The organism is Microbacterium trichothecenolyticum, from assembly GCF_041938625.1.
Lineage (GTDB): Bacteria > Actinomycetota > Actinomycetes > Actinomycetales > Microbacteriaceae > Microbacterium > Microbacterium trichothecenolyticum_D.
Window position 1 is genome coordinate 2,243,980 of sequence record NZ_CP169427.1, and the last position, 20,865, is coordinate 2,264,844.

Below are 20,865 nucleotides of genomic sequence, written 5' to 3' on the forward strand. Positions count from 1 at the left end.
CCCCGCCTACGCGAAAGGCGCGGCATCCGCGAAGGATGCCGCGCCTTTCTGCGTCGGAGGGTTCAGATCGTCCGGACGATGCCGAGCGGCGTCGACTGGTGGCCCTGACCGAGCGGGTTGTCCTTGAGGATCGAGACGAGGCGCTTCTCCCCCGCCTTGTCGAGCGTCGAGCCGAGGATGTTTCCGCCCAGGTCATTGATGTCGACCACCGCCACCTCGGGCACGCCGCCGAGCAGCGCCTTGAGATGCGTCGCGACTTCGCGCGGGCGCTCGGGTCCGAGCACGACGGCCTTGTTGTACGGCGGGATCGTGCCCGACGTCGGTCCGTCGATCGCCCGGGCCTTGTCGCCGGCGATGCGGTAGAAGTCGCCCTTGCGGCCGAACAGCTTGGTCACGGCCGAGACGGCGGCCGCGAACAGGATGCGGATCGTGCCGCACTCGCGGAGGGCCATCTCCATCGTCTCGGGCATGCCGAGTCCGATGCCGTACGGCGTGCGGGTGACGTACTTCGAGAGGAAGAGCGCGAGCTTGCGGGGCTTGATGTCCTCCACGAGGTACGAACGGCCCTGCGTGATCGCCACGATCTTCTCTGTGACGAAGAGCAGGTCGCCCTCGCGGACGACGTCCGCCGCGTACTCCTTCACGAACGAGTCGAGGTCGTCGCCCGGCATGACGACCCGCGTGCGGATCGGGATGCGGGCGAACGAGGAGCCCTCGACCTGGACGGTGAGCGCCTTGCCGGCGTTGGCCTCGGTCACTCGAGGTAGTCCCGCAGCGACTGCGAACGCGACGGGTGCCGCAGCTTCGCCATCGTCTTGGACTCGATCTGACGGATCCGCTCGCGCGTGACGCCGAACGTGTCGCCGATCTGGTCGAGGGTCTTCGGCTGGCCGTCGCCGAGGCCGAAGCGCATGCGGATCACACCTGCCTCCCGCTCGGAGAGCGAGTCGAGGAGCGACTCGAGCTGACGCTGCAGCATCGTGAAGCCAACGGCGTCGGCGGGGACCACGGCCTCGGTGTCCTCGATCAGGTCACCGAACTCGCTGTCGCCGTCCTCACCGAGCGGCGTGTGCAGCGAGATCGGCTCGCGGCCGTACTTCTGCACCTCGATGACCTTCTCGGGGGTCATGTCGAGCTCGCGGCTGAGCTCCTCGGGCGTGGGTTCGCGACCGAGGTCCTGCAGCATCTGGCGCTGGACGCGCGCGAGCTTGTTGATGACCTCGACCATGTGCACGGGGATGCGGATGGTGCGCGCCTGGTCGGCCATGGCGCGGGTGATGGCCTGACGGATCCACCACGTCGCGTACGTCGAGAACTTGAAGCCCTTGGTGTAGTCGAACTTCTCCACCGCGCGGATGAGACCGAGGTTGCCCTCCTGGATGAGATCCAGGAACTGCATGCCGCGGCCGGTGTAGCGCTTGGCGAGCGAGACCACGAGGCGCAGGTTGGCGCCGAGGAGGTGGCTCTTCGCGCGCTGACCGTCGCGGGCGACCCACTGCAGGTCGAGCCCCAACTGCGAGGTCTTCTCGGCCGCCGACATGTGCGACAGCTTCTCTTCGGCGAACAGACCCGCCTCGATGCGCATCGCGAGCTCGACCTCTTCGGCCGCGTTCAGGAGCGGCACCTTGCCGATCTGCTTGAGGTAGTCCTTGACCGGGTCGGCGGTCGCGCCCGTGATCTGGGTCGAGTAGACGGGGACGTCGTCCTCATCGCTCGACGAGATGACGATCGCGCCGGTGGGGAGAGGCTCGGTGAACGCCGGCTTGGTGCTCTCCTCCTCTTCCTCCTCGTCCTCGGTGGCGTTGGCGTCCTCACCGGAGGCCTTCGCACCCTTGGCCGGCTCGCCGGCGTCTGCTGCGTCGCCGTCGGCGTCGTCGCTGTCGTCCTCGAGTTCGACGTCGTCGTCGAGCTCCTCGACGTCGTCCTCGAACTCGTCGTCCGACTTCTTCGCGCGCTTTGACGCGGTCTTCGGTGCGGCCTTGGTCTTGGCGGCGCCCTTGGCTGCGGGAGCCTTCTTGGCGGCCGCCGTCTTCGTCTCGTCCGTCTCGGTGTCCTTCGCGGCCGAGCGAGCCTTGGTGTTCGTGCCTGGAGTCACGTTTCGCCTTTCACCGGTCGAAGCGCCGTGCGCCTCTCCGGTCGGTTTCGGACACTAGTAAGACCCTTGTCAAGTCCACATCTTCGAGGAGATGCCCCACGAAGACGGTTGACAACGGGTCAGAGCGTCTAGTATCTCATACTTGCCGTGCGCCGCCAGCATCGCCCTGCCGGGATCGGCGCACCTCCATCTGCTGATGTCAACACCCCGCTCGGGCGCGGAATTCCGCCGACGCGCGGGTGGTGCGATCAGGAGCCGCGCTTGTCGTCCTCCGCGGGACGCGTCGCCAGGAAGCGCTCGAGTTCCGCCGCCAGCTCGTCGGCACTGGGCAGGTCGCCGGTGTGGATCATCGGGGTCGCCAGCGTGGATCCCGCCATGTACGCGTCGTAGCGCTCTTCGAGGCCCTGCACCATGCGCGCGAGCTCGTCACTGCCCTCGATCTGCTCGGTGACCTTCTCGAGGTACTCGCGGTTCTCCTCGCGCAGCTCGTCGCCCGCGAACACGAGTCCGGTCGCGACGGTGAGGCTGTCGAGCGCTGCCAGAGCGGCGGCGGGGTACTCGGTGTCGCCGAGATAGTGCGGGATCAGCAGCACGAAGCCGGCGACGCGCACGCCCGCCGCGGCGAGGCGGTATTCGAGGAGGTGACCCGCCGTGGCCGGCACCTGCGTGTGGGGCTGCCACACCGAGTGCGCTTCGGTGAGCTCCGACCGCGTTCCGCTGACCGTCGTGCCGATCGGCCGCGTGTGCGGAACGGGCATCGGGATCGCGTGGACCCACGTCACCGTCGACACGCCGTACAGCTCGGTGAATTCGAGGACCGCCTCGGTGAAGGCGTCCCACGCGAAGTCCGGTTCGTAGCCTGCCAGCAGCAGGAACGGCTGCCCGAGGGCGTCGTGGGCGAACGAGAGCTCCAGACGTGACGGACGGTAGTCGGTGAGATGGTCCTTCTCGAACGACACGATCGGGCGGCGTGCCCGGTAGTCGAGCAGCGTGTCGTTGGAGAACACGGCGAGCGGCGAGGGCGAGAGATCGTCGCGGAAGTAGTCGATCACACGGCTCACGGCGCTGCCGGCATCGGTGAACCCGGTCAGGGCGATCACCAGCGGCAGCCCGCGCGGCACGGGCGGCGCTGACGCCGCACGCTCGAACAGCGGGCCGGGAAAAGGCATGCACCCATGCTACGAGCCGACCGCGGGGGTCGGGTCGTGACGGTCGCGCTCAGAGCGAACAGCCGTCGTCCCTAGGATGGAGACCATGTCGTTCCCCGACCTCGAGTACCGCACTGCACCCGTCCGAGAGTCCGACGCCGACCTTCTCCTCCTCGCGCTCCCCCCGCTCGACGCCGAGGGATCCCCGGATCTCTCCGACTGGCCGGGCCTGCGTGAGGCGCTGTCGGGGGTGGGTTTCACCGGTGCCGCCGGCGCCTGGGTCCGCGTGTACGCGCCGGAGGCGACGAACCTTCCGCTGGCCGTCGTGGGGACCGGTTCGGCTCCGGATGCCGCGGCCCTGCGCGATGCGGTCGGTGGGGCGATCCGCGCTATCACGGGATTCGAGGCCGTGGCCGTGGCCGCGCCGTTCGCCGAACCTTCGCTGTGGACCGCCGCGGCGGAAGGTGCCGCGCTCGGCGGCTATCGCTTCGAGGGGTACAAGACGGAGGCGCCGAAGCCCCGCGCACAGCGCGTGGTCGTCCACGGCACCGCCGAGCCGGACGACGCGGCGCTGAAGCTGATCGTCGAGACCGCGGCATCCGTCGCCCTCGTCAAGGATCTCGTCAACACCCCGGCGGAATGGCTCGGACCGGCCGATGTCGCCGCGCGTGCCACCGAGTCCGTCGCGGACCTGCCCGTCACCGTCGAGGTGCTCGACGAGGAGGCGCTGCGCGAGCAGGGCTTCGGCGGGATCCTCGGCGTGGGGCAGGGCTCGGATCGGCCGCCGCGCCTCATCCGTCTCGAGTACGCGCCAGAAGGTGCCGCCAGGCACGTCGCGCTGGTGGGCAAGGGCATCACCTTCGACACCGGCGGCCTGTCGCTGAAGCCCGCCGCCTCGATGGTGGGGATGAAGTACGACATGGCCGGCGCCGCCACGGTGCTCGGCGTGCTGCGGGCCGTGGCATCCGTGGGCGCTCCCGTCAAGGTGACGGCGTGGCTCTGTGTCGCCGACAACATGCCGTCCGGCCGCGCCACGCGCCCCGGCGACGTGCTGCGCCTGCTCGACGGCACCACGGTCGAGGTCCTCAACACCGACGCCGAGGGACGCCTCGTGCTCGCCGACGGCCTCGTCGCCGCCAGTCGCGAGAACCCCGACGTGATCGTGGACGTCGCCACCCTCACCGGTGCGATCCTCATCGCCCTCGGCACGCGCCACACCGGCGTGATGGGCGACGACGACGCCGTGGCCGCCTATCTCGCCGCGGCCGCCGAGACCGGCGAGCCCGCGTGGCAACTGCCGCTCCCCGCCCACATGGTGGAGGAGCTCGACTCCCCCATCGCCGACCTGCAGAACGCCAAGATCGGCGACCCCGCGGGTGGCTCGCTCTTCGCAGGACTCTTCCTGCGTCACTTCGTCGGCCGCAGCGCCGGCGAAACCGATGCACCCCGAATCCCCTGGGTGCATCTCGACATCGCCGGCAGCGGGACCCACAAGGGCGCGCCGTACGGCATCACCGACAAGGGACCGACTGCCGCTACCGTGCGCAGCCTGATCCGCTTCGTCATGACTGACCTCGATGAGGAGGCACGATGACCGACCACTCCTTCGATCTCGTCGTTCTCGGCGGCGGAAGCGGCGGCTATGCGGCCGCGCTCCGCGCTGCGGAACTCGGCAAGACCGTCGCCCTCGTGGAGAGGGACAAGGTGGGCGGGACGTGCCTGCACCGCGGCTGCATCCCGACGAAGGCCCTCCTGCACACGGCCGAGGTGGCCGACACGGCACGGGATGCTGCGGCCATCGGCATCCGCGCGACCTTCGAGGGCGTCGACCCGGCGGGCGTGCGCGCGTACCGCGAGGGCATCGTGGCGAAGAAGTACAAGGGACTCGAGGGTCTGGTCAAGGCTCGCGGAATCACCGTCGTGAACGGGGAAGGACGCCTCGAGGCGGGCCCGGCCGTCCGCGTCGGAGACGACCTCTACCGTGGCACCGACGTCGTGCTGGCCACCGGCTCGTACAGCCGGACGCTGCCGGGGCTCGAGATCGGCGGCCGCATCCTCACCAGTGAGCACGCACTCGAGCTCGACGAGATCCCGGGCAGCGTCGTGATCCTCGGGGGCGGCGTCATCGGCGTCGAGTTCGCCAGCGTGTGGCGTTCGTTCGGCGCCGAGGTGACCATCGTCGAGGCGCTCGACCACCTCGTGCCCAACGAGGATCTGGCGCTGAGCAAGGGCCTGGAGCGCGCGTTCCGGCGCCGCGGCATCCAGTACTCCCTCGGCGTGCGGTTCCAGAGTGCATCGCAGACGGCGGATGCGGTGACCGTGACGCTCGAGGACGGCAAGACCTTCACAGCCGACCACCTGCTCGTCGCCGTCGGGCGCGGACCGGCGACCGCGGGCCTCGGCTACGAGGAGGCGGGCGTGACGATCGATCGCGGTTTCGTCATCACCGACGAGCGGCTGCGCACCGGCGTCGACCACGTGTGGGCGGTCGGCGACATCGTTCCGGGTCTCCAGCTCGCGCACCGCGGGTTCCAGCAGGGCATCTTCGTCGCCGAGGAGATCTCCGGGCTCTCGCCCGTCGTCATCCCTGACGTCCACATCCCCAAGGTCACGTACAGCCACCCGGAGGTCGCGTCCGTGGGCCTCACCGAGGCGCAGGCGGCCGACGCGCACGGTGCGGACGGCATCGTGGCGTACGAGTACAACCTCGCAGGCAACGGCAAGAGCGAGATCCTCGGCACGAGCGGGATCGTCAAGGTGGTCCGCGTGAAGGAGGGGCCGGTGCTCGGCGTCCACCTCATCGGCGACCGCGTCGGCGAGCTCATCACCGAGGGGCAGCTCGTCGTGGGCTGGGAAGCCCACCCCGAAGACATCGCGCCGTTCATCCACGCGCACCCGACACAGTCCGAAGCGCTCGGCGAGGCTTTCCTCGCCCTCGCAGGCAAGCCGCTGCACGCCCTGTGACCCTTCGGGCCGCGCCCCATCACTAAGCTAGATCCGATATTTCTTCAGAAGGAGACATCCTCATGAGCACATCCGTGGTCCTCCCCGCTCTCGGCGAGAGCGTGACCGAGGGAACGGTCACCCGCTGGCTCAAGAACGTCGGCGACACGGTCCAGGCGGACGAGGGCCTGCTCGAGATCTCCACGGACAAGGTGGACACGGAGATCCCCTCGCCGGTCAGCGGCGTGATCGAGGAGATCCTCGTGCAGGAGGACGAGACCGTCGAGGTCGGCGCCGTGCTGGCGAAGATCGGTGACGGCTCGGGCGCCCCCGCTGCCGCTCCGGTCCCCGAGGCCGCGGCCGCCGAGGCCGCGCCTGCCGCGCCCGCCGAAGCTCCGGCCGCAGAGGCCCCCGCCGCCCCGGCCGAGGCCGCCCCGGCCGAGGCTGCCCCGGCGCCCGCCGCCGAGCAGCCGGCCGCGCCCGCAGGCGGCGGCAAGGACGTCGTCCTTCCCGAGCTCGGCGAGAGCGTCACCGAGGGCACCGTCACCCGCTGGCTCAAGCAGATCGGCGACGAGGTCGCCGTGGACGAGCCGCTCCTCGAGATCTCGACCGACAAGGTCGACACCGAGATCCCGTCGCCGTTCGCCGGTGTGCTCACCGAGATCCTGGTCGCCGAGGACGAGACCGTCGCCGTCGGCTCGCCGCTCGCCCGCATCGGCGAGGCCGGTGCGGCGCCCGCCGCGGCGCCCGCGCCCGCTGAGGCTCCGGCCGCGGCGCCCGCACCCGCTGAGGCTCCGGCCGCTGCGCCCGCTCCGGCCGCTGCGCCCGCTCCGGCCGCTGCGCCCGCTCCAGCGGCGGAGCCGGCTCCGGCGGCTGCAGCTCCTGCGCCCACTGCCGCGCCTGCCCCGGCCGCCGCGCCTGCCCCGGCCGCCGCGCCTGCCCCGGCCGCCGCGCCTGCCCCGGCCGCCGCGGCGCTGGTCGCGGAGGAGGACGGGATCACCTACGTCACGCCCCTGGTGCGGCGTCTCGCTCAGCAGCAGGGCGTCGACCTCGGTTCCGTGAAGGGAACGGGCGTCGGCGGTCGCATCCGCAAGGAGGACGTGCTCAAGGCCGCGGAGGCCGCCTCGTCGGCGCCCGCCGCTCCCCCCGCTGCGGCCGCACCCGCGCCGCTCGAGGTGTCGCCGCTGCGCGGCACCACCCAGCCGATGTCGCGTCTGCGCAAGGTGCTCGCCTCGCGTGCCGTGGAGTCGATGCAGTCGACCGCGCAGCTCACCACGGTGGTCGAGGTCGACGTCACGAAGCTCGCGACATTCCGCGACAAGGTGAAGAACGACTTCCTCGCCAAGACGGGGGACAAGCTGTCGTTCCTGCCGTTCTTCGCGTTGGCCGCCGCTGAGGCGCTCCAGGCGTACCCCGTCGTCAACTCGACCGTGGACGGCGACCAGATCGTCTACCCGGCGACCGAGAACCTCTCCATCGCGGTCGACACGGAGCGGGGCCTGCTGACCCCGGTGCTGCGTGATGCGGCGAGCAAGAACCTCGCCCAGATCGCGCACGAGATCGCCGACCTCGCCGCGCGCACGCGCGACAACAAGCTGAAGCCCGACGAGCTCGCCGGCGGCACGTTCACGCTGACCAACACCGGTTCGCGCGGCGCGCTGTTCGACACCCCCGTCGTGTTCCTGCCGCAGACCGCGATCCTCGGGACCGGCGTGGTCGTCAAGCGTCCTGGCGTCGTGACGGTCGACGGCAAGGACGCGATCTCGGTGCGCTCGTACGTGTACCTCGCGCTGTCGTACGACCACCGCGTGATCGACGGTGCGGACGCCGCGCGCTTCCTCGGCGCCGTGAAGACGCGTCTCGAGGCCGCCGCGTTCGAGGGCAACCTGGGCATCTGATCAGGGGCGGCTCCCGCTCCTAGGGCTGCTGCGCGACGTCGGAGACGTCGCGCAGCAGCCATTTCTCGTCTCTGCGCAGGATCACGACCATCTGCGACGGGGTGGACGCGTCGCTCGCGTCGACCCGGAGCACCGCGATGTCGCCGAAATCGTCGAGGAGCGTCACCGTGCGTCCGGTGGCGCGTCTGTCGACCGCGCCACCGGTCAACGGCGCCGCATCCACGACCACGGTCGCGAGGCAGGCGGCGTCCCCCGCGCAGGCGATCCGGGCGTCGAGCAGCTCGCCCGTGATGCGAGCCAGGTCGGCCGGCTCCCCCGCCGCCGCCCCGCTCTCGGGCGTCTCGGCACCCGCCGGAATGGATGCTGTGGGCCCCGGCTTCGCCGTCGGCGTCGCGCCCGCTGCGTCATCGGTTGCGACGCCGCTCGCGGTCGGCCACAGCGCACCGCCCGCGAAGACGGCGACCGCGATGGCTCCGCCGACGAGCCACGGCGCACGACGGGATCGGGTCTGGGGAGGCTCCTGCGTACGTCGCAGCCGCCGCCACACCGCCGTCGTCGCGCGCGACACGGTGTCGGCGAGGTCGTCGTCCACGCCAGCGACGAGCGTGTGCCACATCGACCGCGGAGCAGGTTCGTGCGGCACGTCGAGCGCGCGGCGTGTCTCCTCATGCGTGCGGGCGACGCCCTGGGTGGCGCTCCGCGGGCTCAGGCTGACCGTGCTGAGCGGCTCCGCCTCGGCGACCGCGAACAGCGCCTCCTCGGCCGCCTCGAGCTCGTGGACCGAGATGCGCTGTGCGGTGACGGCGCGCAGCGCGGTCTGCCACGTGCGCTGCGCGGACGCGTCGACGCCCACCTGCTCGAGCACGGCCGCCGACGCCTCGAAGGCGCGCCGGGACGCGGCATCCGTCGCCAGCACCGGCCTGCCGGCGTCGTCGAGCCACCAGTCGCCCGCGGCGTCGGGCTCGCGCGCGATCTGGACGCAGCCGCGCAGCACGCTCACGCCGAGCGTGACGGCCTCACCGAGGCTGAGCGGCATCCGCGCCGCTCGACGGCGCACGAAGTCCTCGAGGCGCTCGGCGCACACCGGCAGCACCACGTCGTGTCCGTCGACGCGACGCACGATGTCGACGGGAGCCAGCACATGGCCGTCGGGTGGGGCATCCCATCCCCGCCAATCCGGGCCGAGGACAGCGGCGTCGACGAGCACCCACCTGTCGCCCTCGGCGGTGCGGACCAGAGTGCCCGGCCACGGTCCGTCATCCCGCGCCCGCACCGCCCGGATGGCGCGGTACGGGCTGCGGAGCGAGCCATCGGCGGTCGTCATGACGCCAGTCTCCGGCGGCGCGCCCCGTCGTCGCCGCGCCCCGGTGGCGTCTGTGGACGGATGGCGTCCGCCCTCGACTGTGGAGGAGCCGAGCAGGAGCGCGCGAAAAGGTACGCTGGAGGGTATGGCCGCGCGCAGTTCCGCCCCCGAAAAGGGCCCGGGATTCTTCTCCCAGATCCGTACCCTCTACACCTTCACCCAGAAGGAGTTCCGCTGGCTGCCGTTCCTGCTGATCGGCCTCGTCGTCCTCGGCATCGCCGTGGGTGTGGGCATCGGGTTCCTCATTCCGCCGGTCGCCGTCTGGAGCGTCATCCTGTGGGGCGTCACCGGTCTCATGCTGGGTGTCCTCGCGTCGATGATGACGATGACCCGGCTGTCGACCCGCGCGATGTACAAGAAGATCGACGGGATGCCAGGGGCCACCGGCCACGTCCTCTCGACGTCGCTCGGCCGCAAGTGGCAGGCCAGCGAGATGCCGGTGGGCATCAACCCCAAGACGCAGGAGGCCGTCTACCGCGCGATCGGTCGCGGCGGCGTCGTGATCGTGGGCGAGGGCGCCCGGGGCCGTCTCACCCGCCTCGTGAACGATGAGCGCTCCAAGGTCCAGCGCGTGGCCGCGGGTGTTCCCCTCACCGTCCTGTATGTCGGTCATGGCGAGGGTGAGACGCCGATCTCGAAGCTCGCGCCCACCATCAAGGCGCTGCCCACGAAGATCGACCGCGCCACGATGTCCGCGGTCATCAAGCGCATCGAGTCGGTCTCGCAGTCGCTCACCTCGCTGCCTATCCCGAAGGGCATCGACCCCACGAAGGTCCGCGCGCCGCGACCGCGCTGAGCAAGAGCACCCGAACCCGGTCGGCGGAGACGCCGGCCGGGTTCGTCGTCTCAGGAGCGGATGAGCACCGTGCCCGCGGCCTTGTCATGGAGGCCCCGCTGGTCGGCGTCCCAGATGACCGCCGGGATCGCGAGGATCAGGAGCGCGGTCCGGAGGACGGGGCGCCACAGGCCCACCCACGCGCCGTCCAGGCGCACGAGCCGCAGGCCGAAGATGCGATGGCCGGGGCTCCCCTGGAGGGTGGGCAGGAACACGATCTGGATGGCAGCGAAGATCGCCAGGATCGCGAGCGGATCCCATCCGAAGAACCCCGAGATGAGGTACGCGGCACCGTAATCGAGAAAGAGAGCACCGACGCGGCGGCCCAGACGGCCGATGGATCCGGTGCCCTCGCGGGGCAGTCCGAGGCGTTCGCCGGGATAGTCCTGGGTGCTCTGCGTCACTTCCCCAGCGTACCCAGGTCGCCGTAACATCCCTGAAACACAGGTGATACTGGAGGGCAATGCCCTGCGGGTACCTTGCCAAAGTGCCCGGCCCGTACGGGCGCATCCGAATGCCCTACCTCTGGAGTCTTCATGTTCAAAGATTCATCCGAGGTGCTGAAGTTCATCAAGGACGAGGACGTCAAGTTCCTCGACATCCGTTTCACGGATCTTCCTGGCGTGCAGCAGCACTTCAACATCCCGGCCTCCACCGTCGACGAAGAGTTCTTCACGGTCGGCCAGCTGTTCGACGGCTCCTCCATCCGGGGCTTCGCGAACATCCACGAATCGGACATGCAGCTGATCCCGGACGTCTCGACGGGCTACCTCGACCCGTTCCGCGAGGCCAAGACGCTCGTCATGGTCTTCGACATCTACAACCCGCGCAACGGCGAGATCTACTCGAAGGACCCCCGCCAGGTCGCCAAGAAGGCCGAGAAGTACCTGGCGTCGACCGGTATCGCCGACACCGCGTTCTTCGCGCCCGAGGCCGAGTTCTACATCTTCGACGACGTCCGCTACGAGGTGAAGCAGAACTCGAGCTTCTACTCGGTCGACTCCGAAGAGGGCGCGTGGAACACCGGCCGCGCCGAAGAGGGCGGCAACCTCGCCAACAAGACCCCCTTCAAGGGCGGCTACTTCCCGGTCTCGCCGGTCGACAAGACGGCCGACCTGCGCGACGACATCAGCCTGCGCCTGATCGAGTCGGGTCTGCACCTCGAGCGCGCCCACCACGAGGTGGGAACCGGCGGCCAGCAGGAGATCAACTACCGCTTCGACACCATGGTCCACGCGGCAGACGACATCCTGAAGTTCAAGTACATCGTCAAGAACGTGGCGAACGAGTGGGGCAAGGTCGCGACCTTCATGCCCAAGCCGCTCTTCGGCGACAACGGCTCGGGCATGCACACGCACCAGTCGCTGTGGCTCGACGGCAAGCCCCTGTTCTACGACGAGAAGGGCTACGCTCAGCTCTCCGACGTCGCCCGCTGGTACATCGGCGGCATCCTGGCGCACGCGCCGGCGCTCCTCGCGTTCACCAACCCGACGCTCAACTCGTACAAGCGCCTCGTCAAGGGCTACGAGGCGCCGGTCAACCTGGTGTACTCGGCCGGTAACCGTTCGGCGGCCATCCGCATCCCGATCACGGGCTCGAACCCGAAGGCCAAGCGCATCGAGTTCCGCGCCCCGGACGCCTCGGGCAACCCGTACCTCGCCTTCGCCGCCCAGCTGATGGCGGGCCTCGACGGCATCCAGAACCGCATCGAGCCGCACGAGCCGGTCGACAAGGACCTGTACGAGCTTCCCCCCGAGGAGGCGAAGAACATCCCCCAGGTGCCGAACTCGCTGCTCGACTCGCTCGAGGCGCTGCGTGCCGACCACGAGTTCCTGCTCAAGGGCGGCGTGTTCACGCCCGAGCTGATCGAGACGTGGATCGAGTACAAGATCGAGAACGAGATCCAGCCGCTGAACGCGCGTCCGCACCCGTTCGAGTACGAGCTGTACTTCGGCGTCTGACGTTCCAGCACCGCAGGCGGGCCCCGGGAGACCGGGGCCCGCTTCTGTGTTCGCTGGGAGTCGGATGCTGCGGCCCGAGGCGCGGCCTAGGCTGAACGAGCGAATCCGCGCCCGCTCCGACAGAAGGCGAAGACCATGCCCACCCGCACCAGCGCGACGACACGACGGCGCTCCACGCGCCGGTCGCCGGCGGCGCGCAGGCGTCGGTCGCAGCATCGACACGCCCGTCGGCGTGGAGGGCGTACGGGCGTCGCGCTGGCGATCGCCGTGCCGGTGATCCTCTTCGCCGCCTTCCTGATGGGTGCCGGGGTCCTCGCGGGGAGCTTCCGCATCTCGTGGGCGGACGACCTCGCACTCGCCCCGGACGATCGCGGACCTGTCCCGCCGCCGATCATCGAGCCCGCCGTCGCGGGGTACCGGTTCGAGCAGCTCACGAACGCCTGCACGATCCTCGCCGCGGGCAGGGACCTCGGATTCGATGCGCGGGACCAGACGATCGCGGTGATGACGGCGATGGGCGAATCGTCGCTGCGCAACATCGACTACGGCGACTGGGAGACGAGCGGCGTCACCAACCCCGACGGCTCACGCACCACCTCGATCGGTCTGTTCCAGCAGCAGGACTCCTGGGGCACGCGGGAAGCGCGCCTCGATCCGTACACGGCCGCGACGGTGTTCTACCAGGCCATGGCGGAACGCGTCCCCGACCGCGCGGCTCTGGAGCCGACCCTCGTCGCGCACCGCACGCAGGTGAACGCCGACCCGAACCACTACGCCCGCTACTGGGATCGCGCGGTCCGCGTCGTGGCCGCCGTCACCGGAAGCCCGCTGGAGGGCGACCGCATCGACGGGATCCCGCGCTGCCCGAGCGTGTGAGCGGCGGCGGGCCGCAGCATCCGGTTCAGCCGTAGAAGAGCTTCTCGAACACGCGACGCGCGCGGCGAGTGGTCCCGAGGTAGTCCTCCTCGACCTGCGTCGCCGATCGCGGCGGGTACTCGAGGAGCCGGCCGATGCCGTCGAGCTTCTTGCGGTCGACCGGAAGCACGTCGCTGGTCTGGCCCGACAGCAGCGTGTTGGCCGAGCGCAGACGGCTCGCGAGGCGCCAGGCCTCAGCGAGGCGGTCCGCGGCGCTCGCGGGGATGAGTCCGGCGCTCTCGGCGGCGCGGAGCGCCCCCAGCGTGGACGTCGTCCGCATCTCGGGTACGGCGTGGGCGTGCTGCAGCTGCAGGAGCTGCACGAGCCACTCGACGTCGCTGAGCGACCCGGGACCGAGCTTGAGGTGCCGCGACGGGTCGACGCCCTGCGGCAGCCGCTCGCTCTCGACGCGGGCCTTGATGCGCTTGATCTCGCGTGTCGCTGCGAGGTCGACGGTCGAGGGATACCGCACGCGATCGGCGAGAGTCATGAAGTCGCCGATGAGCTTGACGCTACCGGCGACGCCGCGGGCCCGCAGCAGCGCTTGCGCTTCCCAGGACAGCGCCCAACGGCGGTAATACTCCTCGTACGCCTCGAGCGAGCGTGCGAGCGGGCCGTTGCGGCCTTCGGGGCGCAGGTCGGCGTCGAGCTCGAGCGGGACGCGGTGGTCCTCGGAGTGGGTGCGCAGGGCGGCGACCAGCTTCAGGGCGAGCTGGTGGGCGCGCTGGGGGTCGACCCCGTTCGGGCGGTAGACGTACATGACGTCCGCGTCGGAGCCGAAACCGAGCTCTGCGCCGCCGAAGCGTCCCATCGCGATGACCGAGAAGTCGAGGGCGGCGTCCTCGGCGGGCACCACTTCACGCCGCACGGCGCGCAGGGTGGCCTGGATCGTGACCTCTGTGATGGTCGTGAGCGCGTCCGCGACCTCCTCGATCGTGACGCTCCCGAGAATCGCGCCCATCGCGATGCGCAGCTGCTCGCGGCGCCGCAGCGCCCGCACCGCGCGCATCGCATCGAGCACCGTGCTGTGGCGGGTCTGGATCGCTCGGGCCTCCTGCTGCAGCGCCCGGCCCGACCGGGGGCGCAGCAGTTCGGGGTCGTCCAGCCACGCGGCGGACTCGGGGATCCACTCGATGAGCTCCCCCACGTAGCGGGAGCCCGAGAGCACGTGGGAGAGGCTCTCCGCGGCGCCGGATGAGTCCCGCAGCATGCGCAGGAACCAGTGCGTGTCGCCCAGCCGCTCGCTGAGCCGGCGGAAGGCCAGCAGGCCGTAGTCCGGATCGACGCCGTCGGCGAACCAGCGGATCATGACCGGCATCAGATGCCGCTGGATCGTCGCCTTGCGACTCAGGCCGGTGGTGAGCGCGGCGATGTGGCGCAGGGCTCCGGCGGGGTCGGCGAAGCCGATGGCCGCGAGCCGGTCGTGGGCCTGCGCCGTCGACAGCACGCGCTCATCGGCCGGCAGCGCCGCCACTGCCGACAGCAGCGGCCGGTAGAAGAGCCGGACATGGATGTCGCGCACCTCGCGCTTGACAGACTCCCACAGCTGCCAGATCCCGTCGCCGGTGTCGGCGAGGCCCGTCGCGCGCGCGAGGACGCGGAGCTCCTCCGGACGCGAGGGCATGAGATGCGTACGGCGCAGCTGACGCAGCTGCACGCGGTGCTCGAGGAGCCTCAGGACGCGGTAGTCCCGAGAGAAGGCGGACGCCTCGGCCCGGCCGATGTATCCCTCGGCGACGAGCGCATCCAGCGCTTCGAGAGTGCCCCGCTGCCGGATGCGGTCGTCCGAGAGGCCGTGCACGAGCTGCAGGAGCTGGACGGTGAACTCGATGTCACGGATGCCGCCAGGACCGAGCTTGAGCTGATACGGCACGTCTGCGGGCGGGATGTGCTCAGTGACGCGCTCGCGCATGCGCTGCACGCTGTCGACGAAGTTCTCGCGAGCGGCGCTCGTCCACACCTTCGGCTGGACGGCCTCGATGTACGCCTGTGCGAGTCCCTCGTCACCGGCGATGGGCCGCGCTTTCAGCAGCGCCTGGAATTCCCAGCTCTTCGCCCAGCGGTCGTAGTACGCCAGGTGCGAATCGAGCGTGCGCACCAGCGCACCCTGTTTGCCTTCGGGGCGCAGGTTGGCGTCGACCTCCCACAGCGGAGGCTCGATCTCGACGCCGGAGATGCCGCGCATCGTCTGGACCGCCAGCCTGGTCGCGATGTCGACGATGCGGCTCTCTCCGAGCTCTTCGACGGCGTCGTCGTCGCCGCCTCCCACGAAGATGACATCCACGTCGCTGACGTAGTTGAGCTCGCGGGCGCCGGTCTTGCCCATGCCGATGATCGCGAGCTTCGTGCGCGCCACCTGTTCGTGCGGGAACAGCCCCGCTCCGACCGCACCTCCCGACACGCGGGTGCGGGCGACCGCGAGGGATGCCTCCAGCGCCGCGCCCGCGGCATCCGCGAGCCGCGCCGATACGGCGGCCACCTCGTCGACCGGTGCCGGGCTCAGGAGGTCGTACGCGGCGATCCGCGCGAGCATCCGGCGGTAGCGCACGCGCAGGGCGACCCAGGCGCTCTCGCCGCCGTCCGCGGCGAACCCGTCGACGGCGTCGATCGACGCCAGCAGCTCCGAGCGCAGCTCCTCCGGCGTGGGCAGCTGCTCCCCCGCGTCGGCGAGATGGTCGACCTCTGCGGGGTGCCGGAAGAAGAACTCGCCGAAGCCGGTGGACGCGCCGAGCAGCGCCCACAGAGCGCGCCAGGCGGCGGGCCGTTCGCCGGCGCGGCGCACGGGTGCGGCGTCCCGCCGCGCGAGACGCGCCAGGGCGTGCAGCGCCTCATCGGGATCGGCCGCGTCGACGGCTCCCGCGAGGAGTGCCTGACGGGGCGCGTCGAGGAGAGCGGAGAGCTCGTCGAGCAGCGCCTCGGCGTCGGTCAGGCGGCTGAAGCCCAGGCGGGCGAGCGGGGTGAGGGAACCCAGCCGGTCGCTCGCAGACATGCGTCAGCCGGTCTCAGAGCAGCTCGATGTTGCTCTTGAGCTCGAACGGCGTGACCTGGGAGCGGTACTCCTGCCACTCGCGGCGCTTGTTGAGGAGCACGTGGTTGAAGACCTGCTCCCCCAGCGTCTCGGCGACGAGCTCGGACTCCTCCATGAACTCCAGCGCATGGTCGAGGCTTGCGGGCAGCGGGGCGTAGCCCAGAGCCCGGCGCTCAGCATCCGTCAGCGACCAGACGTTGTCCTCCGCCTCCGGCGGGAGCTCGTACTCGCTCTCGATGCCCTTGAGGCCCGCGGCCAGCATCAGCGCGTACGCCAGGTAGGGGTTGGCGGCCGAGTCGAGGGCACGGTACTCGACTCGGGACGACTGGCCCTTGCTGGGCTTGTACAGCGGCACGCGCACGAGCGCCGAGCGGTTGTTGTGGCCCCAGCAGATGAAGCTGGGCGCCTCATCGCCGCCCCAGAGCCGCTTGTACGAGTTGACGAACTGGTTCGTCACGGCGGAGATCTCGTTCGCGTGGCGCAGCAGGCCGGCGATGAACTGACGGCCGACCTTCGAGAGCTGGTACTGCGCGCCCTCTTCGTAGAACGCGTTGACGTCGCCCTCGAACAGCGACATGTGCGTGTGCATGCCGCTGCCGGGCTTGCCGGTCATCGGCTTCGGCATGAACGTCGCGTAGACGCCCTGCTCGATCGCGACCTCTTTGATGACCGTGCGGAACGTCATGATGTTGTCGGCGGTGGTGAGGGCGTCCGCGTAGCGCAGGTCGATCTCGTTCTGACCCGGGCCGCCCTCGTGGTGGCTGAACTCCACCGAGATGCCGAGGTCTTCGAGCATGCGCACCGACCGGCGGCGGAAGTCGTGGGCGGTGCCGCCGGGGACGTTGTCGAAGTAGCCGGCCGAGTCGACCGGTTCGGGACCCTCGGTGCCGAACGACGAGGACTTCAGCAGGTAGAACTCGATCTCGGGGTGCGTGTAGAACGTGAACCCCGCGTCGGCGGCCTTCGCGAGCGTCCGCTTGAGGACGTGGCGCGGGTCGGCGACGGCCGGCTGCCCGTCGGGCGTGGTGATGTCGCAGAACATGCGCGCGGTCGGGTCGATCTCGCCGCGCCAGGGCAGGGTCTGGAACGTGGTCGGGTCGGGGTGCGCCAGCAGGTCCGACTCGTACGAGCGCGTCAGACCCTCGATCGCGGAGCCGTCGAATCCGAGGCCCTCGCTGAAGGCACCCTCGACCTCGGCGGGGGCGATGGCGACGGACTTCAGCGTGCCGATCACGTCTGTGAACCACAGCCGTACGAACTTCACGCCTCGTTCTTCGATGGTCCTCAGAACGAAGTCACGCTGCTTGTCCATCGCGTCCTCTCCGGTGCCGGATCGCCCGAGGTGTCAATACGACCGCGGTGAAAGCCAGACTACTGGTCGTCGCCGCCATCGCCGGACACCGTGTCGGCGCCCCACGAGTCCTCACGCGCTTCCTCCGCGGCCCATGCCCGCGAGCGCTCCTTGATCACCTCGGGAGCCTTGGCCGCCTCCTCGGGAGTGTCGAAGGGGCCGGCACGGTCGGGCGCGGGCGATTCGAAGCCCTTCTCGACCTCGCCGGTCTTGAGGTTGTACCAGTACTTCTCGCTGCCGCTCGTCATCGTGCACCCTCCTCGCATCGCGGGCTGGTCGCCCTCAGCTCGATCCTACTGACGCCCGCCTCGGCGACGGCGTCGGCGTCGATAGGCTGTCGACATGGCATCTGACGCGGCACGCGCCGTCGGCGTGGACATCGGCGGCACCGGCATCAAGGCGGGGATCGTCGATCTCGATAAGGGCGAACTCGTCAGCGATCGGGTGAAGGTCGCGACTCCGGCCGGGGCGCACCCGCCGGACGTGCTGGCCGCGGTCACCGAGGTGCTCTCGACTCTCGGCGTCGCCGACGACCCGTCGGTGCCGCTCGGCGTGGCATTCCCCGCGATCGTGAAGAACGGCTTCACGCTGTCGGCGGCGAACGTGTCGGAGGAGTGGATCGACTTCGCCGCCGAGAAGTTCTTCGAGGATGGCCTGGGCCGCGAGATCCACTTCGCGAACGATGCGGACGTCGCGGGCGTCGCGGAGGTCCGCTACGGCGCCGCGAAGGACAAGCCCGGGCTCACGATCCTCACCACGCTGGGCACCGGGATCGGCTCGGCGCTGCTGTACAACGGCGTGCTGGTGCCGAACTCGGAGCTCGGTCACGTGCAGCGCGCGCGGCACGGGAAGGACGCGGAGGCCTACGCCGCGTACTCCGCGATGGAGCGCCATCACCTGTCGTGGGAGCAGTGGGCGAAACGGCTGCAGTGGTACTACAGCCACATCGAGTTCCTGTTCAGCCCCGACCTGTTCGTCGTCGGCGGGGGCGTGTCGAAGCATTCGGACAAGTTCCTGCACCTGCTCGACCTCAAGACGCCGATCGTGCCGGCGGTGCATCGCAACAACGCGGGGATCATCGGCGCCGCCGCGCTCTCGCGGGGCTGACGCGCCCGGCCCGCGCTTCGCGGCGTGGTGCCTCGGCGCCCGGTGGCGCGGCGGAGAGGGCGAATGGGCCGGCCTGTACGCCGGGTTCTGTCCGGGGGCGTGAGCCCCGTGGACGGTCATCTCTCTCGGCGACACGTTGCCGTGCCGCTCCAGCGGCCTACCCGGGGACTCGGCGGGCCGCGTCGTCATCCCCTGTCTGGCCTTGCTCCGGGCGAGGTTTACCGTGCGGGTCGTGTCACCACGACCCCGGTGGTCTCTTACACCACCCTTTCACCCTTACCCGGCCGAAGCCGGGCGGTCTGCTCTCTGTGGCACTGTCTCGCGGATCGCTCCGGGTGGGTGTTACCCACCGCCCTGCCCTGTGGAGCCCGGACGTTCCTCGGCGCGGGGCGGCGAACCGTCCGCGACGCGACCGTCCAGCCGACCCATTCGCAACGGCCAGTTTATCGCCGGCTGCCGGGTGCAGCCGCGCGGTCAGTCCTTGAGGGCCGTCTCGGCGATGCGCACGTCGAGCCGGAAGTCGAGCGGGAAGCCGCCGAACAGGAGGCGCCCCGCGCTGGCCGCGGCTTCCGCGATCGCCTCGGCCGCAGCATCCGCATGCTCCTCCGGGGTGTGCACGATCACCTCGTCGTGGAGGAAGAAGGCGAGATGCGGTCGGCGGGCGAAGGCCGGCCCCGAACGCGGCGCCCCGCGCTCGGGAGCCACCGGCGCGAGCGCGGCGAGGCGCCCGCGCAGATCGGCGAGCCACGCGAGCGCCCACTCGGCGGCGGTGCCCTGCACGACGAAGTTGCGGGTGAAGCGTCCGCGATCGCGCGCCCAGCGCCGGGCGCGGTTCTCCTCGGCTCCGGATGCCTCCGCCTCGGTCGCGCGCGACTGCGCGGCCGACCACTCCGGCGACGGGGCGGGCGACGTGCGGCCGAGCCACGTGGAGACGACGCCGCCGTCCTCGCCGGTGCGCGCCGCGTCGTCGACGAGCCCCATCGCCCGCGGGTACGCGCGTCGCAGGCGCGGTACCAGCCGCCCTGACTCGCCCGTCGTGGCGCCGTACATCGCGCCGAGCATCGCGATCTTCGCCTCCTGCCGGGTGGCCACCGCGCCGCTGTCGACGATCCCCGTGTAGAGGTCGCGGCCGCGTGCTGCCGCGGCGAGGGCGGTGTCGCCCGACATCGCCGCGAGCACACGCGGCTCGAGCTGCGCGACGTCGGCGACGACGAGCCGCCACCCCGGGTCGGCGCGGACCGCCTCGCGGAGCTGACGAGGCAGCTGCAGCGCTCCCCCGCCGGACGACGCCCAGCGCCCCGTGACCACGCCGCCTGGAACGTAGACCGGGCGGAACCGGCCATCGGCCACCCACTCCGACAGCCACGTCCAGCCGTTCGTCGACAGCAGTCGCGACAGCTTCTTGTACTCGAGGAGCGGCTCGATGACGGGATGCCGCTGCTCGGCGAGCTCCCACCGGCTGGTGGACTCGACCAGCACTCCGACGCGGTGGAGAGAGCGGAGCAGCTTCGGCTGCGAGTCGAGGCTCGCGGACGGATCGCCGAGCGCGGCCCGGACCCGCTCCGCCGCCGCCGCCAGCTTCACGGGCTGCGCGCCGCCGGGGCGGCGCTCCCCGAGCGTCTCGACGAGGATCCGGTCATGTGCCTCGGCGTCCCACGGGAGCCCTGCCGCGCGCAGCTCGGCGGCCACGAGCGCGCCTGCCGACTCCGCGGCCGTCAGCAGCCGCAGGCGACCGGGCTCGGTGCTGCCTGCGACCGCGTCCCGCTGACGAGCGAACTCGGCGAGCGCCGCGGCGACGTCGGCGGGCGGACCGGAGCCTCGCGTGACGGCGTCCAGCTCGAACAGCGTGGGCGCGGTGTCCTCGGGGTCGATGTGCGGTCCAGCGTCCCATTCCCGTGCCCGCCGGACTGCCGCCGTCCCGGCGACCAGCGCGGAGTCGCGCAGGATCGCGTGGCAGAGGCGCAGGTCGTGGCACCGGGCGACGCGGACCCCGTCGGCGAGCAGTGCGGCGTACCACTGCGGCGTGTCATGCCATACCCATCGCGGCGCCCATCGGGCCTCCGCGTCCGAGATCCACGACGACAGTGCGGCATCGTCGACCTCGTCGCGGTCGACCTCGTCGGCGTTCGCGTCGAGAAGGATGGCGGCGGCACCGTGCGCGGTCCGTCCGAGGACGATCCAGCCGGGGGCGTCAGCCACGCCCGCCACGGCACTGCCGGGC

At 70.7% G+C, this 20,865-nt stretch carries 16 protein-coding genes and 1 other RNA gene; 7 read left to right on the forward strand and 10 right to left on the reverse strand.

All coding sequences use genetic code 11. The annotated features are described in order from the left end of the window. Positions 1 to 62: 62 nt before the first annotated feature. The 3 genes from ACEYYH_RS10285 to ACEYYH_RS10295 all read right to left on the reverse strand — a co-directional run bounded on the left by ACEYYH_RS10285 (position 63) and on the right by ACEYYH_RS10295 (position 3,264). The gene (locus tag ACEYYH_RS10285) at positions 63 to 758 is read right to left on the reverse strand and encodes a coenzyme F420-0:L-glutamate ligase (protein WP_374978061.1); all 696 of its coding nucleotides are present in this window, start codon (positions 756 to 758) and stop codon (positions 63 to 65) included. Continuing rightward, on the reverse strand, positions 755 to 2,095 hold the full coding sequence (locus ACEYYH_RS10290; RefSeq protein ID WP_374978062.1) for an RNA polymerase sigma factor: 1,341 nt from the start codon (positions 2,093 to 2,095) through the stop codon (positions 755 to 757). Before ACEYYH_RS10290 ends, ACEYYH_RS10285 begins: the two co-directional genes overlap by 4 nt. A gap of 248 nt (positions 2,096 to 2,343) precedes the next feature. Then, the gene (locus ACEYYH_RS10295) at positions 2,344 to 3,264 is read right to left on the reverse strand and encodes a proteasome assembly chaperone family protein (protein ID WP_374978063.1); all 921 of its coding nucleotides are present in this window, start codon (positions 3,262 to 3,264) and stop codon (positions 2,344 to 2,346) included. An 85-nt stretch (positions 3,265 to 3,349) separates the two neighbouring features. Here ACEYYH_RS10295 and ACEYYH_RS10300 point away from each other — a divergent pair, with 85 nt between their 5' ends. From ACEYYH_RS10300 to sucB, 3 genes are all read left to right on the forward strand, one after another. Next, positions 3,350 to 4,837, forward strand: coding sequence for a leucyl aminopeptidase (locus ACEYYH_RS10300; RefSeq protein WP_374978064.1), 1,488 nt, complete (start codon positions 3,350 to 3,352; stop codon positions 4,835 to 4,837). Further along, the gene (gene lpdA / locus ACEYYH_RS10305; RefSeq protein ID WP_374978065.1) at positions 4,834 to 6,207 is read left to right on the forward strand and encodes a dihydrolipoyl dehydrogenase; all 1,374 of its coding nucleotides are present in this window, start codon (positions 4,834 to 4,836) and stop codon (positions 6,205 to 6,207) included. Before ACEYYH_RS10300 ends, lpdA begins: the two co-directional genes overlap by 4 nt. A 62-nt stretch (positions 6,208 to 6,269) precedes the next feature. Continuing rightward, positions 6,270 to 8,084, forward strand: a complete 1,815-nt coding sequence (sucB, locus tag ACEYYH_RS10310; RefSeq protein WP_374978066.1) for a 2-oxoglutarate dehydrogenase, E2 component, dihydrolipoamide succinyltransferase — start codon at positions 6,270 to 6,272, stop codon at positions 8,082 to 8,084. A gap of 19 nt (positions 8,085 to 8,103) precedes the next feature. Here the strand turns inward: sucB and ACEYYH_RS10315 are convergent, their stop codons facing one another. Further along, complete coding sequence (locus ACEYYH_RS10315; RefSeq protein WP_374978067.1) at positions 8,104 to 9,408, reverse strand: hypothetical protein; 1,305 nt, start codon at positions 9,406 to 9,408, stop codon at positions 8,104 to 8,106. 124 nt (positions 9,409 to 9,532) lie between these two features. Here ACEYYH_RS10315 and ACEYYH_RS10320 point away from each other — a divergent pair, with 124 nt between their 5' ends. Continuing rightward, complete coding sequence (locus tag ACEYYH_RS10320) at positions 9,533 to 10,243, forward strand: DUF4191 domain-containing protein (RefSeq protein ID WP_374978068.1); 711 nt, start codon at positions 9,533 to 9,535, stop codon at positions 10,241 to 10,243. Positions 10,244 to 10,293: 50 nt separating this feature from the next. Here the strand turns inward: ACEYYH_RS10320 and ACEYYH_RS10325 are convergent, their stop codons facing one another. Then, a complete protein-coding gene (locus ACEYYH_RS10325; protein ID WP_374978069.1) occupies positions 10,294 to 10,686 on the reverse strand; it encodes an RDD family protein in 393 nt (130 codons plus the stop codon). A 132-nt stretch (positions 10,687 to 10,818) separates the two neighbouring features. Between ACEYYH_RS10325 and glnA (ACEYYH_RS10330) the strand changes: the two genes are divergently transcribed. Both glnA (ACEYYH_RS10330) and ACEYYH_RS10335 read left to right on the forward strand, forming a co-directional pair. Beyond that, positions 10,819 to 12,243 (forward strand): type I glutamate--ammonia ligase, encoded by a 1,425-nt coding sequence (glnA, locus tag ACEYYH_RS10330; RefSeq protein WP_116193440.1) that lies wholly within the window; start codon positions 10,819 to 10,821, stop codon positions 12,241 to 12,243. A 135-nt stretch (positions 12,244 to 12,378) separates the two neighbouring features. After that, positions 12,379 to 13,119: a peptidase M23 gene (locus tag ACEYYH_RS10335; protein WP_374978070.1), complete on the forward strand. Its 741-nt coding sequence runs from the start codon at positions 12,379 to 12,381 to the stop codon at positions 13,117 to 13,119. A 25-nt stretch (positions 13,120 to 13,144) separates the two neighbouring features. Here ACEYYH_RS10335 and ACEYYH_RS10340 read toward each other — a convergent pair whose 3' ends face one another. Genes ACEYYH_RS10340 through ACEYYH_RS10350 form a run of 3 tightly spaced genes read right to left on the reverse strand, consistent with a single transcriptional unit; the run spans position 13,145 to position 17,785 of the window. Further along, positions 13,145 to 16,147: a bifunctional [glutamine synthetase] adenylyltransferase/[glutamine synthetase]-adenylyl-L-tyrosine phosphorylase gene (locus tag ACEYYH_RS10340; protein WP_374978071.1), complete on the reverse strand. Its 3,003-nt coding sequence runs from the start codon at positions 16,145 to 16,147 to the stop codon at positions 13,145 to 13,147. A gap of 13 nt (positions 16,148 to 16,160) precedes the next feature. Continuing rightward, entirely contained in the window at positions 16,161 to 17,498 is a 1,338-nt protein-coding gene (gene glnA, locus ACEYYH_RS10345; protein WP_374978072.1) for a type I glutamate--ammonia ligase, read from the reverse strand. Positions 17,499 to 17,557: 59 nt separating this feature from the next. Then, entirely contained in the window at positions 17,558 to 17,785 is a 228-nt protein-coding gene (locus ACEYYH_RS10350; RefSeq protein ID WP_374978073.1) for an SPOR domain-containing protein, read from the reverse strand. A 94-nt stretch (positions 17,786 to 17,879) separates the two neighbouring features. On the opposite strand from ACEYYH_RS10350, the gene ppgK reads away from it, so the two are divergent. After that, a complete protein-coding gene (gene ppgK / locus ACEYYH_RS10355) occupies positions 17,880 to 18,644 on the forward strand; it encodes a polyphosphate--glucose phosphotransferase (RefSeq protein WP_374978074.1) in 765 nt (254 codons plus the stop codon). A gap of 60 nt (positions 18,645 to 18,704) precedes the next feature. On the opposite strand, the gene rnpB is transcribed toward ppgK, so the two are convergent. Beyond that, an RNA gene (rnpB, locus tag ACEYYH_RS10360) (RNase P RNA component class A) lies at positions 18,705 to 19,072 on the reverse strand. A 46-nt stretch (positions 19,073 to 19,118) separates the two neighbouring features. Next, positions 19,119 to 20,843 (reverse strand): bifunctional 3'-5' exonuclease/DNA polymerase, encoded by a 1,725-nt coding sequence (locus ACEYYH_RS10365; protein ID WP_374978075.1) that lies wholly within the window; start codon positions 20,841 to 20,843, stop codon positions 19,119 to 19,121. Between the last annotated feature and the right edge of the window lie 22 nt (positions 20,844 to 20,865).